Here is a 15913-nt window from a genome sequence, read left to right on the forward strand (position 1 = left end):
TTTCCAAGACGGGAGCGTCCTAAACGCGCATCGGCATCAGCACGTAAAGCGCGTCATCGCCCGCGGTGTCGCGCACCAGCGTTGGAGATCCGGCATCGGCGAGAAGGAAGATCGCGTCCTCGCCGGAAAGCTGAGCGGTAATATCAAGCAAATACTTGGCGTTGAAGCCAATTTCCATGCCGTCATGCTCGTAGCCGACAGCCACTTCTTCCGTCGCACTGCCCGAATCCGGGTTGTTCACCGTCAGCGTCAATTGACCTTCGGCAATGGCAAGCTTCACGGCGCGGCCACGCTCGGAAGAGATCGTCGAAACGCGGTCCACGGCTTTGGCGAAGCTCTGGCAATCAACGCGCATTTCCTTGTCGTTGCCGGTTGGGATAACCCGCTGGTAATCCGGGAAGGTGCCGTCGATCAGCTTGGAGGTCATGACGATGTCGCCGATGGTCATGCGGATCTTGGCGTCGGAGACCTCGACCGTGACTTCCAGCTCGGGATTGTCGACCAGCTTCTGCAATTCGCCAACCGTCTTGCGCGGAATGATGATGCCCGGCATGCCTTCCGAACCCGAGGGCGCCTTGACATCGGCGCGCGCCAGACGGTGACCGTCGGTAGCCACGGCGCGCAGCTTCAGGTCATTGTCGCTTTCGATGGTGTGGAAGAAAATGCCGTTGAGGTAATAACGCGTCTCTTCGGTCGAAATTGCAAACTGCGTGCGGTCGATCAGCATCTTCAGATCGGCTGCCTTCAGCTTGAAGCTGTGGCTGAACGTACCCGCCGTCAGATCGGGAAAGTCGGTTTCCGGCAGGCACTGCAACGAGAACTTCGAACGACCGGAGGCAACCGTCATGCTTGACCCGTCAGGGTTCGTCGCCAGAAGCACTTCCGAACCGTCCGGCAGCTTGCGCACGATTTCATAGAGCAGATGCGCAGGCACGGTGGTGGAGCCTGCCTGTTCCACCATGGCCGGTGTGGCCTCGGTGATCTCAAGATCGAGGTCGGTCGCCTTCATGTCCAGCTTCGCGTCGGAAGCGCGCAGCAGCACGTTGGACAAAATGGGGATCGTGTTGCGCCGTTCCACCACGCGATGAACGTGGTTCAGCGATTTCAGAAGGTTCGACCGCTCGAGAGTAATACGCATGGACACTACCGCTTTCAACCGTTGCGATCCCAAAGCTCGGATCGCCAAGATAGTCTTCTCCAGCTTGGGTGCCGGATAATGTGGACGGGCAAAATGGCAGAGTTATTGAGGAAAATGCAAGAGGCTACTCGGCGCCATCTGTTTCATTTTCCACCTATACACAGTGTTCACAGGGCTTTGGTCAACAAGCGCCCTTGTTCCCGGCCCTCGTCTTGACCATAAAGGCAGGGAAACATGACATGATGGGAATGACGCGGTGACAGACGACATATCGACCGAAGAGGGTAACGACGCACCAGAATTAAATGGCCGCGGTTTCAAGGTCGGCGGCTTCACCGTGCCTGCGAGACCCATCGATGCAGCGCTTTATCTGGTCGCCACCCCCATCGGCAATCTGGGCGACATCACCGTGCGGGCGCTGGAAACGCTGGCCTCTGCCGATGTTCTGGCCTGCGAAGACACCCGCGTAACCCGTATTCTCTTGGACCGGTACGGCATTCGCAACCGTCCCTATTCCTATCATGAGCACAATGCCGAAGAGGCTGGCCCCAAGCTCATTGCCGCGCTGGATGCCGGAAAATCCGTGGCGCTCGTGTCGGATGCCGGAACGCCGCTCGTCTCCGATCCCGGTTATCGGCTCGGCCAGATGGCGCTTGAGGCAGGCCATCGTGTCGTACCCATTCCCGGCCCATCCGCACCGCTCGCCGCACTCGTCGGCTCCGGCATGCCAAGCGATGCCTTCCTGTTTGCGGGCTTTCTGCCGGTCAAGGACAAGGGCAAGCGCGACCGCTTTTCCGAACTGGCCAAAATCCCGGCCACCCTGATCTTCTTCGAATCCCCGCACCGCATCAGCGCCACGGTGAAGGTGGCGTCCGAAGTGCTGGGCGTAAACCGCCGCGCCGTCGTGTGCCGGGAACTCACCAAAACCTTCGAGGAATTCCGCCGAGGGACGCTTGGTGAACTCACGGAGTTCTACAACGACGACCGCATCGTCAAAGGCGAGATCGTGCTTCTAATCGAACCACCCTCCTACGACGAAATCCCCGATATGGAAGATGTCGAAAAGCTGCTGAAAGACCTCGTCTCCTCCATGCCCGCCGCCAAGGCCGCGGCTGAGGCGGCAAAGCTCACCGGCCTTCCGCGCAAGGAACTTTATCAACGCATCCTCGACATGAAGGACAGCGATGGCGCCTGAGCCGAAGACCAAGCCGCCCATGAAACACCGGCGCCGCGCTGAAAAGCGTGGCCATCGGGCTGAATATTGGGCCGCCCTTTATCTCATACTCAAAGGCTATCGCATCCTTGCCCTGCGCCACCGCACGCCGCTGGGAGAGATCGATCTCATCGCCCGCAATAAGCATGTGATCGCTTTCGTTGAGGTCAAAGCCCGCAGCACCGAAACCAGCGCCGTCGATGCCGTCAGCTACGCCTCGCAGAACCGCATCCGGGCCGCCGCAGACCTCTGGCTGTCGCGCCGCCGCGATGCCGCTTTGCTGTCATCCCGCTTCGATATCATCGCAGTTTTACCGCGCCGCCTGCCAAAACATTTCATCGATGCCTTTTGAGGGTTGCACGCTGGCGGTGTGATTCGATGTGCTGCCTCATTCATTAGGTTGTGCTGTAATAAATCTGCCATAAATTTGTAAAAGGCCCGTCATCGAAGGGGCCTATTCGCATCCTCACCCAACAAGGGCGGTAGAGGATCGAAACTATGATCAAGAAGTTTTCCATGGCTGCAATGGCCATCACGTTTTCGGCGACGTCTTCCATGGCGGCAACCAACATCACCTGGTGGCACGGCATGGGCGGCCGCAACGGTGAAGTCATCAATGAAGTCTCCCAGAAGTTCAACGCTGCCCAGAGCGAGTGCGCGATAACACCGGTTTCCAAGGGTTCTTACGAAGAAGCCCTGGCCAGCGGCATCGCTGCTTTCCGCTCCGGCGAACAGCCAAACATCCTTCAGGTCTTCGATGCCGGTGCCGCCACCATCATCAATGCCAAGGGCGCTGTCATTCCTGCTGAAGACATCATCACCAAGGCTGGTTACAAGTTCGACCGCGAAGCCTTCATTCCCGGCGTGCGCAGCTTCTTTGCTGCCGCTGATGGCAAGTTCGTCGGCATGCCGTTCAACTCGTCCGCGCCTATCATGTATCTCAACACCGAAGCCCTGAAAAAGGCTGGTGTCGAAGCGCCAAAGACCTGGGAAGAATTCGAAGCCATCGCACCGAAGCTGAAGGAAGCCGGTTTCATTCCGCTCGTTCAGACCCAGCTGACATGGGAGTTCACCGAGAACTTCTTCTCGCGCAACAACCTTCAGTTCGCCACCAACAACAATGGCTACGACAGCGTTGTCGACACCAAGCTGAAGGTCACCGACCCGAACCTCATCATGATGTTCGAAAAGCTGAAGTCCTGGAAGGATCAGGGTTACTTCGCCTATTACGGCGCAGGCTGGAACGATAACCAGAAGCCATTCGAAGAAAACAAGGTCGCGCTCTGGATCGGTTCTTCCGGCTCCTTCGGTGGCCTGCAGAAGACGGCACAGATGCCGTTCTCCGCAACCTTCCTGCCATACTGGGGCTCCATCAAGGGTGCAGGCACCAACTCTTTCATCGGTGGCGCTGCCCTGTTTGCCATGTCCGGCAAGCCTGAAGCAGAAAACAAATGCGTTGCCAGCTTCTTCCAGTTCCTGACATCGCCTGAAATCCAGAAGTTCTACCACCAGGCAACCGGTTACGTTGCTATCACGCAGGCAGCTTACGAGCTGACCAAGAAGGAAGGCTATTACGAGAAGCAGCCTGTTGCCGAAGTCGGCATCAAGCAGCTTTCGCTTCCAGGCGGTGAATGGTCCAAGGGTTATCGCCTCGGCTTCTACCCACAGATCCGCGCCATCATGGAACGTGAATACGGCCGCATCTTCTCCGGTGAAGTTTCCGTCAAGGACGCCTTCAACATCATCGAAAAGGAAGGCAACGACCTTCTGGCCCGCTTCGCCAAGACCGCTGGCTGATTAAACGACCTCTGAAATTAGATGGACCTTCCTTCATGACGAGGGAAGGTCCGTTGGTTATCTGCAAGGCTTGTCCAACCCCCGCCGTCATCCTCGGGCTTGTCCCGAGGATCTAACGAACCACAACATTGAACGTGGTTAGATCCTCGGGACAAGCCCGAGGATGACGGCGAGTAAGAATGCGAAGCCTCCCATAGTCCCGGCCTCCCTTCAGCCTTGAAGAGAAGCCACAACCCACAAAGGTTTGCGCGCGTGGCTTATACGTCTTCACAACCGCGTCCCCTCCGGTTTCTGCCGGGCTTCATCGCCAAGGCCAGAAAGCCTGCGGTGACCGCTGAATCGGCTGCCAAAAGGGTGCAGTTCTCGTCGTCTGCGCTGCCTTACCTCTTCATCGCGCCGCAGCTGCTCGTCATATTCGTGTTCTTCTATTGGCCGTCGGTGCAGGCCGTTCAGTCGTCCTTCTACATCGAAGACCCCTTCGGCTTCGGCTCCACCTTTGTCGGCCTTGCCAATTATTCCGATGCGCTGTTCAGCGCCGAATATCTCAGCATCGCCAAGTTCACGGTCATCTTCACCGTTCTCGTTACTATTTTCTCACTGGCCATCGGCCTGCTCCTGGCGGTCAAGGCAGATGCGATCATTCGCGGCGCTTCCGCTTACAAGACGATGCTGATTTCGGTATACGCCATCGCCCCGCCGGTCGCGGGCCTCATCGGCATGATGTTTTTCGATCAGCACATCGGCCCCTTCGTCAAGATCGCCGCCTATCTCGGCTGGCACATGCAGGTGGGCGTCAATTATTTCGACACCGCCTTCGCCATGATCTCCGTTTCGGTCTGGAAGCAGATTCCTTATAATTTCATCTTCTTCCTGTCGGGCCTGCAAAGCGTGCCGGTGTCCGTGCGCGAAGCCGCCTTTATCGATTGCCGCTCCGGTTTTCGCCGGTTCTGGACGGTCATCATGCCGCTGCTGGCACCAACCGCTTTCTTCCTTCTCATCATCAACATCACCTATGCGCTGTTCGATACCTTTGCGGTCATCGACGTGATGGTGAAGGACAAAGCCGCCAACAACCCCATTACCCTTGTCTACAAGGTGTTTCTGGATGGCTTCCGTGGCAACGATATCGGCGGTTCCTCAGCACAGTCGGTCATTCTCATGGTCGTGGTGTTCGTGCTGACGGTCCTGCAATTCCGCTTCCTCGAAAAACGCATCCATTACGGTTGAGGAGTATCTGACATGTACAAGACAAAACCCCTCGACCACCTCATTCTCATCATCGGCTCGCTGTTGCTGATCCTGCCGGTCGTTGTTGCCTTCATGACATCGACACATACCGCAGCCGACATTCACATGAACGGCCTGACGCTGCTTCCGGGCGATAATTTCGTTGGCACCTATGAGAAGGTTCTGACCCAGAAGGGCGGCTTCACCGGTCAGGTTACCGGCCTCAACATGGTCATCAATTCGCTGATCCTCGGCATTGGCTTTGCGGTCGGCAAGATCGCGTTATCGATGCTGGCGGCCTATGCCATCGTCTATTTCCGCTTTCGTTTCGCAACGCTGGCCTTCTGGATCATCTTCACTACGCTGCTCCTGCCGCTCGAAGTGCGCATCATGCCGTCCTACGAAGTCATGAGTAAACTGGGGCTACTGAACTCCTACACCGGTCTCATCGTGCCGCTTCTGGCATCGGCCACCGGTACGTTCTATTTCCGCCAATTCTTCAAGGCGGTGCCGGATGAAATTCTGGAAGCTGCTCGCATCGATGGTGCGGGGCCCGTCAAATTCTTCATCGATATTCTGCTGCCCCTGTCACGCACCATGATGGCCGCCATCTTCATCATCATGTTCGTCTATGGCTGGAACCAGTATCTCTGGCCCATGCTCATGACCAATGATGAGAGCTTCTTCACCATCATGCGCGGCATCAAGTCGATCCTGCAGGTCTGGATCGGTTCGCAAATTCCCGACTACAACGAAGCTTTCGCGCTTGCCGTTCTGGCCATGCTGCCACCTGTGTTGATCGTCGTCATCTTCCAGAGCTGGTTCATCAAGGGCCTCACCGAAAGCGACAAATAAGGAAAACGACAATGGCCGAAATCGAAATCAGTCAGGTCTGCAAGGATTACTCCAACGGTATGCGCGCCGTGCACGATGTGGATATCTCCATCAAGGATGGAGAGTTCATCGTGCTCGTCGGCCCTTCGGGCTGCGGCAAGTCTACGCTTTTGCGCATGGTGGCTGGTCTGGAAGAAATTTCCGATGGCACCGTCTCTATCGGCAATCGCGTCGTCAATGACATCGAACCCGCCGACCGTGACATCGCCATGGTGTTCCAGAACTACGCGCTCTACCCGCATATGTCGGTGCGCCAGAATCTGGAATATGGCCTCAAAAACCGCAAGACGCCAAAGGCCGAAATAGATGCGCGCGTGGCGGAAGCCGCCCGCATGCTGGAGCTTCAGCCCTATCTGGATCGCAAGCCGCGTGCTCTCTCAGGCGGTCAGCGCCAGCGTGTGGCGATGGGCCGTGCCATCGTGCGCAAACCGGCCGCCTTCCTCTTCGATGAGCCGCTGTCCAACCTCGATGCCAAACTGCGCGTTTCCATGCGCGGCGAGATCAAGCGCCTGCAACGCCGTCTCGGCACCACTTCCATTTACGTGACCCATGACCAGTTGGAAGCCATGACGCTGGCGGACCGCCTGGTGGTGCTGAATGCCGGTCGCATCGAACAGATCGGCGCGCCCCTCGAAGTCTACCACAAGCCCGCCTCCACCTTCGTCGCCAGCTTCATCGGCTCGCCTGCCATGAACCTTCTGGCAGGCGAACTGCACGGAGATCGCCTTGCCATCGGCCCCGCCATCCTGTCGCTCAACGGCTACGCACCCGCCTCCGGCAAGGTCACCGTCGGCATGCGTGCGGAAGATTTGCGGCTTTCCGCTGCGGGCGAAGAGGGCATGCCCTTCCGCGTCGATTACATCGAAGAACTCGGCTCACAGCGCCTCGTCCACGGCATGCTGGGCGACCAGACGCTGACACTGGCATGCTCTGCCGAAACCGAAATGCCGCAAGATCTTTCGCTATCGATTGCGCCTGAAAAGCTGCATTTCTTCGATGTCGAAAGCGGAAAACGCATCGAAGGTGCAGCGGCTACTGCCCAGCAACCGGCGCAACAGCTCGCTGCAGCGCTTTAGGACACGCAGTTCTCTTGTTGGACGATTTGAATTATCGCCGTGTTGCGCACAGCACGGCGCAATGGAAGGTGATGCTGTTTCAATACGCGACTTGAACAGTTCGCGCTGTAACAAATCTGCTATAAAACTGTAAAAGCCCCGTCACGGAACGGGCCTATTCGCATCCTCTCCCAACAAGGGCGGTAGAGGATATTATTATGTTCAAGAACATTTCTATGGCGGCTTTGGCTGTCGCTCTGTCTGCGTCGTCTTCGCTCGCAGCGACCGAAGTAACCTGGTGGCACGCCATGGGCGGTGAACTTGGCCAGAAGCTTGAGAGCATCGCGAAGAACTTCAACGAGAGCCAGAGTGAATATAAGGTGGTTCCTGTTTACAAAGGCAGCTATCCTGAAACTCTGACAGCCGCCATCGCTGCGTTCCGTGCAAACCAGCAGCCTGCCATCGTTCAGGTTTTTGAAGTCGGCACCGGCACCATGATGGCCGCTAAGGGGGCAGTTTATCCCGTCTACAAACTGATGGCGGACGAAGGCGAGTCTTTCGATACCAAGTCGTTCCTGGCACCGGTTGTCGGTTACTATTCCGACACAAGTGGCAACATCTTGTCGCTGCCGTTCAACTCTTCCACGCCTATCATGTATTACAACAAGGACGTCTTCAAAAAGGCAGGCCTTGATCCTGAAGTTGCTCCAAAGACCTGGAAGGAGGTTGAGGAATTTTCAAAGAAGATCGTCACGTCCGGCGCTGCAAAATGCGGTTTCACATCGGCTTGGATCACCTGGGTACAGACCGAAAACCTGTCCGCCCTGCATGATCAGCCTTTCGGCACGCAGGAAAACGGTTTTGGTGGCTTCAACACCGAATTCAAGTTCAATGGCCCTGTTCAGGTTAAGCATTGGTCCAACCTGAAGAAGTGGCAGGACGAAGGCCTCTTCAAGTATGGCGGCCCAGTGGGCGGCGATCAGGCGGCTACCATGTTCTATGCTCAGGAATGCGCAATGACGATGAATTCGTCGGCTGGCCGCGCTGGCGTTATCAACAATGCCAAGTCTTTCACACCGGGCTTTGCCCCGCTTCCTTACTATGACGACGTCATCAAGGAACCTAAGAACTCCATCATCGGCGGCGCGACACTTTGGGTGCTGAACGGCAAGGACAAAGCGACGTATAAGGGCGTTGCAAAGTTCTTCTCCTACCTTTCGAAGCCTGAAGTTCAGGCCGACTGGCACCAGTTCACCGGTTATCTGCCGATTACCAACGCGTCTTACGAGCTCGGCAAAACCCAGGGTTACTACACCAAGAACCCGGGCTCGGATGTTGCGATCCAGCAGATCACCCGCGGTACGCCAACTGCCAACTCCAAGGGCGTTCGCTTCGGAAACTTCACGCAGGTCCGCACCATCGTGGATGAAGAGTTCCAGTCGCTTCTTGCTGGCAAGAAGGACGCTCAGCAGGCACTCGACAGCGCTGTAACGCGTGGCAATACGCTTCTTCGCGAATTCGAAGAAGCAAACTAAACGACGTCTATATCGTGGAGAGAGGGCCGGTACTGCCGGCCCTCTTTTTCTCTGTTCAGCGCACCGTAGCGGGACTTCATGGAAACGAAACGAACCACATTCGACAGTCGCTTACTGCCTTATCTGCTGCTTGCGCCTCAGTTGATCATCACCCTCATTTTCTTCATCTGGCCTGCCGCACAGGCTGTCAAATCGTCATTTGAGCGTGAAGACCCTTTTGGTTTCACCACTGTGTTCGTCGGTCTGACCCATTACAAGAACCTTCTGGCGGATCCCAACTATAGGGATGCTTTGGGACAAACTGCGATTTTTGCTGTTTCGGTAACGGTATTATCCATGGTTCTAGGCCTCGCTTTTGCAGCAGCTGTGGATCGTTTCGCCCGGTCTAGCCGTGTCTACACCACGTTGTTGGTCTGGCCCTATGCGGTCGCGCCGGTCATAGCCGGTGTTTTGTGGTGGTTCCTCTTCAATTCGTCTACAGGTATTCTGCCTTACTACTTGCAGATGATCGGGATCAAATGGCAGCATGACCTGAATGGCACTCACGCCATGATCCTCATTATCATCGCGTCTGCCTGGAAGCAGATTTCCTACAATTTCCTTTTCTTTCTGGCGGGTCTGCAATCGGTGCCGCAATCCCTCGTGGAGGCCGCAGCCATTGATGGTTCCGGCCCGGTCAAGCGCTTCTTCAACATCTCGTTGCCGCTGATTTCACCGACGACGTTTTTTCTATTCATTATCAACGTGAACTACACGATGTTCGATACCTTCCCCATCATTGATGCAACAACCGGCGGCGGTCCTGCACAGTCGACCACGACGCTGGTCTACAAGGTTTTTCAGGATGGTTATGTTGGCCTGAATATCGGTTCGTCTTCGGCGCAATCGGTTTTGCTGATGTTGATCGTTATGATCCTGACCTTCGTGCAGTTCCGCTATGTCGAACGCCGCGTGCAGTATTGAGGAAAGATCATGATTGAAAATCGCCCATTCCTGACCTTCCTGACCCACGCCTTTTTGATATGTGGCTTTCTGGTCGTCGCGTTCCCGGTTTACGTCGCCATCATTGCGTCAACGCATGACGCTTCGACTTTGGTCAGCGCTTCTGTACCGCTGCTGCCCGGGTCACATTTCATTGAGAATTATCGCCAGCTTCTGACAAGTGCGTCCGCAGCAAATGGATTGCCGAACTATTCGCATATGGCCCTGAACTCTCTCATTATGGCCCTGGTCATCACGGTGGGGAAGATTGCCATCTCCATTCTGTCCGCCTTCGCCATTGTTTATTTCCGCTTTCCATTCCGCCAACTGGCGTTCTGGATCATTTTCGTCACACTCATGCTGCCGGTCGAAGTCCGCATTATGCCGACGTATAAAATCGTGGCGGACCTCGGCATGCTAAACTCCTGGGCAGGTCTTACGATTCCGCTCATCGCCTCGGCTACAGCCACGTTTCTCTTCCGCCAGTTTTTCATGACTATTCCGGATGAAATGCTGGAAGCGGCGCGCGTTGATGGTGCGGGCCCGATGAAATTCTTCCGAGATATTCTCCTGCCGCTGTCGAGGACCAACATCGGCGCACTCTGCGTCATCCTCTTCATTTACGGCTGGGTGCAGTATCTCTGGCCAATGCTCGTCACAACCGATCCGGGTTACTACACATTGATGATGGGCATGAAGCGTATGGTGACCGTGCAGGACGGCATCATTGAGTGGAACATCGTGATGGCGGGCGCGGTCCTTGCGATGCTGCCGCCCATTCTGATCGTCATTTTCATGCAGCGGCTATTTATCCGCGGACTAACAGAGACGGAGAAATAATATGGCTGACATTACAATCGCAAACGTATCGAAGATTTATTCTGCCGGTGCCAAGGCGGTGGACTCCGTTTCCATCGACATCAAGGATGGCGAATTCATTGTGCTGGTCGGTCCCTCGGGCTGCGGAAAATCGACTCTGTTGCGGATGGTCGCGGGTCTTGAGAGCATTTCTCAGGGAGAAGTTTCCATCGCGGGCAAAGTGGTGAACAAGATGGAACCCGCCGACCGCGACATCGCCATGGTGTTCCAGAACTACGCGCTCTACCCGCATATGTCTGTGCGCCAGAACCTGGAATATGGCCTGAAGAACCGCAAGACTCCAAAGGACGAGATCGATGCGCGCGTGGCGGAAGCTGCCCGCATGCTGGAACTTCAGCCCTATCTGGATCGCAAGCCTCGCGCGCTCTCCGGCGGTCAGCGTCAGCGTGTGGCCATGGGCCGTGCCATCGTGCGCAAGCCTGCCGCCTTCCTCTTCGATGAGCCGCTGTCCAACCTCGATGCCAAGCTGCGTGTCTCCATGCGTGGCGAAATCAAGCGCCTGCAACGCCGCCTCGGAACCACCTCCATCTATGTCACGCACGACCAGTTGGAAGCCATGACACTGGCGGATCGCCTCGTGGTGCTCAATGCCGGTCGCATCGAGCAGATTGGCGCACCGCTCGAAGTCTACCACAAGCCCGCCTCCACCTTCGTCGCCAGCTTCATCGGCTCGCCTGCCATGAACCTTCTGGCAGGCGAACTGCACGGAGATCGCCTTGCCATCGGCCCCGCCATCCTGTCGCTCAACGGCTACGCACCCGCCTCCGGCAAGGTCACCGTCGGCATGCGTGCGGAAGATTTGCGGCTTGCTGGTGCGGGTGAAGAGGGCATGCCCTTCCGCGTCGATTACATCGAAGAACTCGGCTCACAGCGCCTCGTTCACGGCATGCTGGGCGACCAGACGCTGACACTGGCATGCTCGGCGGAAACCGAAATGCCGCAGAACATGTCACTGTCGATTGCGCCGGAAAAGCTGCATTTCTTCGATGTCGAAAGCGGAAAACGCATCGAAGGTGCAGCGGCAAGTGCGCAGCAACCTACACAACAGCTCGCTGCAGCGCATTAAGACACGCCAAAATGCTCTTCCATTAAAATTGGTGGTATTTTTGGAAGAGCATGCATACTCCATTTGTGTTATAAGCCTGACGTTGCAAGTTGGGGACGCAATATGGTTTTACATGTCATGATCGCAAGTGTGGCTGCGTTGGCGGGGCGCTCCGTGCCGTCGATACCGCTATCGAAAAGCCGGGAAAAGGCCGAGCCGGTGGTTTCTGCCGCCTCTCAAACCATGGACATGAAACCGTCGCCCATCAATCCGGACTGGATCATTGCCGGCGCACCGCAAGCCCGCATGGCGGACCATTCCCGCAGTGGCGACCGCGCTGCCTACACCGCCCTTTGGGATTGCACCTCCGGTACGTTTCGCTGGTTCTTCGGCTGGGATGAGACCGTCCATATTCTTGAAGGCGAGGTACATGTGACGGCGGAAGATGGTTCCGTGCACGAGCTTCGTGCGGGCGATGTCGCCTATTTCAAGGCTGGCACATGGGCCACATGGCGGGTGGACACTTACGTCCGCAAAGTCGCCTTTCTGCGCCGCCCGTTCCCCTGGCCGGTAGCCTTTGCTTATCGCGTCAAGAACAAGCTCATGCCTGCCAAAACACAGTCGCTTGCAACCTGATATTCTTCAATAAAACTCATAGATAGGCCGCCGCGTAACAGTTGCCTTTGAAGCTTCGCTAGCCTACATCTTGCGGGCTTTTAACAGGAAATTGCGCATGGCTAAAATCAAGAACGTCGCGATCCAGATGGATCATGTCTCCGGCATCAACATTGCGGGCGATAGCACCTTCGCGATCAGCCTTGAGGCGCAGGCCCGTGGCTACCGCCTCTTCCATTACACGCCGGATCGCCTCTCCATGCGCGATGGCAAGATTTACGCCACCGTCGAGCAGATGGAACTGCGCGATATCAAGGGCGACCACTTTTCCCTTTCAGAGCCGGAACGCGTCGACCTCGCCACGATGGATGTCATTCATCTGCGCCAGGACCCGCCGTTCGACATGGCCTATATCACTTCCACCCATTTGCTGGAGCGCATTCACCCCAAGACGCTTGTGGTGAACGACCCGGCCTGGGTGCGCAATTCGCCGGAAAAGATTTTCGTCACCGAATTCGCCGACCTCATGCCCACCACGCTGATCACCAAGGATGTAGCCGAGATTTCCCGCTTCCGCGAAGAAATGGGCGATATCATCCTGAAGCCACTCTACGGCAATGGCGGTGCTGGCGTTTTCCACTCCACCCGCGATGACCGCAACTTCTCCTCGCTGCTAGAAATGTTCGGCCAGATGTTCCGCGAACCCTATATCGCCCAGCAATATCTGCCTGACGTCCGCAAGGGTGATAAACGTATCCTGCTGGTGGATGGAGAGCCCGTCGGTGCCATCAACCGTGTGCCTGCGGAAAACGATGCCCGCTCCAACATGCACGCCGGTGGCCGCCCTGAACCGACGGAACTGACAAACCGCGAAAAAGAAATCTGCGAACGCATCGGCCCGGCGCTGCGCGAACGCGGCTTCCTCTTCGTCGGCATCGATGTCATCGGAGACTACATGACGGAGATCAACGTCACCTCGCCAACGGGTATTCGTGAAGTCAAGAAGTTCGGCGGTGCTGATGTTGCGAGCCTGCTGTGGGACGCGATAGAGCGCAAACGCGACGCGCAGGGCTGAGTCGAAATGCAATAACGTGTGAAAAGGTTCGGCAGAGTGTGGGGCTCACCCCCCTCTGCCTTGCCAGGCATCTCCCCCTCAAGGGGGGAGATCGGAAAGACGCGTGCTCACAAGTGTATCCGCAGCCTTCGAGGTGGCCGGGAGGTTGCCGCGAATCGATCTCCCCACCTGAGGGGGAGATGCCCGGCAGGGCAGAGGGGGGTGAGCCCCACACTCTGCCGCCAACCACCCACCCAATCGCAAACATCACGCCGCCTTGGCGACATGATACTCCTTGATCGCCGCCATCTTGATGGCCGGATACCGTTCCGCCTCATAGCGCAGCGAAAACGCGTCCTGCGCCAGAAACACCGGATCGCCATCCAGATCGCGGGCGATATCCCCGCGCTTGACGGTCAGGAACTTTTCCATATCCGCCGCCTGATCAGACGAAATCCAGCGGCAGATCGAAAAGCGCGACATTTCGAACGAAACCGGCAGGCCATATTCGCCCATCAGCCGTTCCTTCAAAACGTCCAGCTGCAACGCACCGACCACGCCGACGATGGCGGGTGAGCCGTCTTCTGGTGAAAACAGCTGCACGACGCCCTCTTCGGCCATCTGGTGTAGCGCTTCCTTCAGCTTCTTGGCCTTCATCGCATCTTCCAGCCGCACGCGGCGCAGAATTTCCGGCGAGAAGTTCGGCACGCCCTGGAAGACGAGGTTTTCACCTTCGGTCAGCGTGTCGCCGATGCGCAATGTGCCGTGGTTGGGAATGCCCACCACATCGCCCGCAAATGCCGTATCGGCAATGTGACGCTGCGAGGCGAAGAAGAATTGCGGCGCCGTCAGGCCCATCTGCTTGCCAGTGCGCGCCAGCCGCGCCTTCATGCCACGCTCCAACTTGCCGGAGCAGATGCGCGCAAAGGCAATGCGGTCGCGGTGGTTCGGGTCCATGTTCGCCTGAATCTTGAACACAAAGGCCGTCATCTTGTCTTCGTCGGCATGCACGGTGCGCGTATCGGCCACCTGGTTGCGCGGCGGCGGCGCAATGTCGCCGAGAGCATTGATCAGATCGCGAACGCCGAAGTTACGCAAAGCCGAACCGAAGAAAACCGGCGTCAGATGCCCCTCCAGAAATGCCGTGCGGTCAAACGGGCGGCATGCTTCCAGCGCCAGTTCGGTTTCCTCGATAAAGGCATCGCGCTCGTTTTCCGGCAAGCGGCTCGCTACCGCCTGCGGCCCGTTGACCTGCGTTGCCTCAACCTCGTTGTCGGAACCGCGTACTCGGTTGCTGGCCAGATGGTAAGAGCCGCAGAAGCTCTTGGAGCGACCGATCGGCCAGGTAATCGGGGCCGTATCCAGCGCCAGCTTTTCTTCGACCTCATCGAGAATCTCGAAGATATCGCGGCTTTCGCGGTCCATCTTGTTGACGAAGGTGATGATCGGAATGTCGCGCATGCGGCAAACCTCGAACAGCTTCAGTGTCCGTGGCTCGATACCCTTGGCGGCGTCGATGACCATGATGGCGGCATCGACAGCCGTCAGCGTGCGGTAGGTATCGTCGGCAAAGTCTTCGTGGCCGGGGGTATCGAGAATATTGAAGACCTTGTCGTCATATTCGAACGTCATGACAGAGGTCACGACCGAAATACCGCGCTCGCGCTCGATCTTCATCCAGTCGGAGCGCGTCTGGATGCGGTCCTTCTTCGCCTTCACCTCACCAGCCAACTGAATGGCACCACCGAACAGAAGCAGCTTTTCGGTCAGTGTCGTCTTACCGGCGTCCGGGTGCGCGATAATGGCGAAGGTGCGGCGGCGGGAAACCGCCTCTGCGAGTGTTTCGGTCATTAGACAAATCCTGTGGAATTGCGGGCTATCTAACGTTTCGAGGCCGCTTTTGCAATTGACCTTGGCACTGCGAGAGAAAACTAATGCGCGATGACCCAAGAAAACCAAAATCGCCCCGCCCTCAATCTTCTCCGTCTGGACCACGCCGACGGCATAGACCTTCCGTCCTATGAGACCAGCGGTGCCGCTGGGATGGATTTGCGCGCCGCCGTCCCTGCCGACGAACCGCTCACTCTGAAGCCTGGCGCCCGCGCACTGGTGCCCACCGGCTTTGTCTTCGAAGTGCCGCAGGGTTTCGAGGCGCAGATTCGCCCACGCTCCGGCCTTGCCATCAAGAACGGCATCACCTGCCTCAACACGCCAGGCACTGTCGATAGCGATTATCGCGGCGAGGTCAAAGTCATCCTCGCCAATCTGGGCCAGGAGGATTTCGTGATCGAGCGCAGCATGCGCATCGCCCAGATGGTCATCGCCCCCGTCACGCAGGTCGCGGTCTTCGAGGTCACGGAAACCTCCGAAACTACACGCGGCACCGGCGGCTTCGGCTCCACCGGCGTGTGATGCGTCACAACCGCGTTCAATTTTTCTACGCGGTATAAGTGAAATTGTTCACTTCTTGTTCTTGTTTT

General features: G+C 57.1%; 15 protein-coding genes. 13 read left to right on the forward strand and 2 right to left on the reverse strand.

Translation table 11 applies throughout. From position 1 onward, the window contains the following. Positions 1 to 19: 19 nt before the first annotated feature. Complete coding sequence (gene dnaN, locus ABUK73_RS07925) at positions 20 to 1138, reverse strand: DNA polymerase III subunit beta (RefSeq protein ID WP_353576809.1); 1119 nt, start codon at positions 1136 to 1138, stop codon at positions 20 to 22. Positions 1139 to 1394: 256 nt separating this feature from the next. Here dnaN and rsmI point away from each other — a divergent pair, with 256 nt between their 5' ends. The 12 genes from rsmI to gshB all read left to right on the forward strand — a co-directional run bounded on the left by rsmI (position 1395) and on the right by gshB (position 13454). Continuing rightward, entirely contained in the window at positions 1395 to 2333 is a 939-nt protein-coding gene (gene rsmI / locus ABUK73_RS07930) for a 16S rRNA (cytidine(1402)-2'-O)-methyltransferase (protein ID WP_353576810.1), read from the forward strand. Then, the gene (locus ABUK73_RS07935) at positions 2323 to 2703 is read left to right on the forward strand and encodes a YraN family protein (protein ID WP_353576811.1); all 381 of its coding nucleotides are present in this window, start codon (positions 2323 to 2325) and stop codon (positions 2701 to 2703) included. Before rsmI ends, ABUK73_RS07935 begins: the two co-directional genes overlap by 11 nt. A 146-nt stretch (positions 2704 to 2849) precedes the next feature. Then, complete coding sequence (locus ABUK73_RS07940) at positions 2850 to 4148, forward strand: extracellular solute-binding protein (protein ID WP_113086396.1); 1299 nt, start codon at positions 2850 to 2852, stop codon at positions 4146 to 4148. Between the two features lie 252 nt (positions 4149 to 4400). Beyond that, positions 4401 to 5375: an ABC transporter permease subunit gene (locus tag ABUK73_RS07945; RefSeq protein WP_113086397.1), complete on the forward strand. Its 975-nt coding sequence runs from the start codon at positions 4401 to 4403 to the stop codon at positions 5373 to 5375. Positions 5376 to 5387: 12 nt separating this feature from the next. Next, on the forward strand, positions 5388 to 6230 hold the full coding sequence (ugpE, locus tag ABUK73_RS07950; RefSeq protein ID WP_353576812.1) for a sn-glycerol-3-phosphate ABC transporter permease UgpE: 843 nt from the start codon (positions 5388 to 5390) through the stop codon (positions 6228 to 6230). A gap of 11 nt (positions 6231 to 6241) precedes the next feature. Continuing rightward, complete coding sequence (locus ABUK73_RS07955; protein ID WP_353576813.1) at positions 6242 to 7345, forward strand: sn-glycerol-3-phosphate import ATP-binding protein UgpC; 1104 nt, start codon at positions 6242 to 6244, stop codon at positions 7343 to 7345. A gap of 197 nt (positions 7346 to 7542) precedes the next feature. Beyond that, a complete protein-coding gene (ugpB, locus tag ABUK73_RS07960) occupies positions 7543 to 8859 on the forward strand; it encodes a sn-glycerol-3-phosphate ABC transporter substrate-binding protein UgpB (RefSeq protein WP_353576814.1) in 1317 nt (438 codons plus the stop codon). A 78-nt stretch (positions 8860 to 8937) separates the two neighbouring features. Beyond that, positions 8938 to 9822 (forward strand): sn-glycerol-3-phosphate ABC transporter permease UgpA, encoded by an 885-nt coding sequence (ugpA, locus tag ABUK73_RS07965; RefSeq protein WP_353576815.1) that lies wholly within the window; start codon positions 8938 to 8940, stop codon positions 9820 to 9822. 9 nt (positions 9823 to 9831) lie between these two features. Next, positions 9832 to 10680 carry a sn-glycerol-3-phosphate ABC transporter permease UgpE gene (gene ugpE, locus ABUK73_RS07970; RefSeq protein WP_353576816.1) on the forward strand — a complete coding sequence of 283 codons (849 nt, stop codon included), beginning with the start codon at positions 9832 to 9834 and terminating at the stop codon, positions 10678 to 10680. Position 10681: 1 nt separating this feature from the next. Continuing rightward, positions 10682 to 11785 carry a sn-glycerol-3-phosphate import ATP-binding protein UgpC gene (locus ABUK73_RS07975; RefSeq protein WP_353576817.1) on the forward strand — a complete coding sequence of 368 codons (1104 nt, stop codon included), beginning with the start codon at positions 10682 to 10684 and terminating at the stop codon, positions 11783 to 11785. A gap of 102 nt (positions 11786 to 11887) precedes the next feature. Next, a complete protein-coding gene (locus tag ABUK73_RS07980) occupies positions 11888 to 12400 on the forward strand; it encodes a cupin domain-containing protein (protein WP_353576818.1) in 513 nt (170 codons plus the stop codon). A 97-nt stretch (positions 12401 to 12497) separates the two neighbouring features. Further along, positions 12498 to 13454, forward strand: a complete 957-nt coding sequence (gshB, locus tag ABUK73_RS07985; protein ID WP_353576819.1) for a glutathione synthase — start codon at positions 12498 to 12500, stop codon at positions 13452 to 13454. 246 nt (positions 13455 to 13700) lie between these two features. Here the strand turns inward: gshB and ABUK73_RS07990 are convergent, their stop codons facing one another. Then, a complete protein-coding gene (locus ABUK73_RS07990; protein ID WP_353576820.1) occupies positions 13701 to 15284 on the reverse strand; it encodes a peptide chain release factor 3 in 1584 nt (527 codons plus the stop codon). Positions 15285 to 15374: 90 nt separating this feature from the next. Between ABUK73_RS07990 and dut the strand changes: the two genes are divergently transcribed. Beyond that, positions 15375 to 15845: a dUTP diphosphatase gene (gene dut / locus ABUK73_RS07995; RefSeq protein ID WP_353576821.1), complete on the forward strand. Its 471-nt coding sequence runs from the start codon at positions 15375 to 15377 to the stop codon at positions 15843 to 15845. The last annotated feature ends 68 nt before the right edge of the window (positions 15846 to 15913 follow it).

Origin of the sequence: Agrobacterium vacciniicorymbosi, assembly GCF_040427045.1 — a bacterium.
In the GTDB taxonomy this organism is placed as follows: domain Bacteria; phylum Pseudomonadota; class Alphaproteobacteria; order Rhizobiales; family Rhizobiaceae; genus Agrobacterium.

Bases quoted from the DNA above. Each gene is read 5' to 3' on its own strand.
- dnaN (WP_353576809.1), bottom strand. From the start codon at position 1,138: ATGCGTATTACTCTCGAGCGGTCGAACCTTCTGAAATCGCTGAACCAC.
- ABUK73_RS07935 (WP_353576811.1), top strand. From the start codon at position 2,323: ATGGCGCCTGAGCCGAAGACCAAGCCGCCCATGAAACACCGGCGCCGC.
- ABUK73_RS07940 (WP_113086396.1), top strand. From the start codon at position 2,850: ATGATCAAGAAGTTTTCCATGGCTGCAATGGCCATCACGTTTTCGGCG.
- ugpE (WP_353576812.1), top strand. From the start codon at position 5,388: ATGTACAAGACAAAACCCCTCGACCACCTCATTCTCATCATCGGCTCG.
- ABUK73_RS07955 (WP_353576813.1), top strand. From the start codon at position 6,242: ATGGCCGAAATCGAAATCAGTCAGGTCTGCAAGGATTACTCCAACGGT.
- ugpB (WP_353576814.1), top strand. From the start codon at position 7,543: ATGTTCAAGAACATTTCTATGGCGGCTTTGGCTGTCGCTCTGTCTGCG.
- ugpA (WP_353576815.1), top strand. From the start codon at position 8,938: ATGGAAACGAAACGAACCACATTCGACAGTCGCTTACTGCCTTATCTG.
- ugpE (WP_353576816.1), top strand. From the start codon at position 9,832: ATGATTGAAAATCGCCCATTCCTGACCTTCCTGACCCACGCCTTTTTG.
- ABUK73_RS07975 (WP_353576817.1), top strand. From the start codon at position 10,682: ATGGCTGACATTACAATCGCAAACGTATCGAAGATTTATTCTGCCGGT.
- ABUK73_RS07980 (WP_353576818.1), top strand. From the start codon at position 11,888: ATGGTTTTACATGTCATGATCGCAAGTGTGGCTGCGTTGGCGGGGCGC.
- gshB (WP_353576819.1), top strand. From the start codon at position 12,498: ATGGCTAAAATCAAGAACGTCGCGATCCAGATGGATCATGTCTCCGGC.
- ABUK73_RS07990 (WP_353576820.1), bottom strand. From the start codon at position 15,284: ATGACCGAAACACTCGCAGAGGCGGTTTCCCGCCGCCGCACCTTCGCC.
- dut (WP_353576821.1), top strand. From the start codon at position 15,375: ATGACCCAAGAAAACCAAAATCGCCCCGCCCTCAATCTTCTCCGTCTG.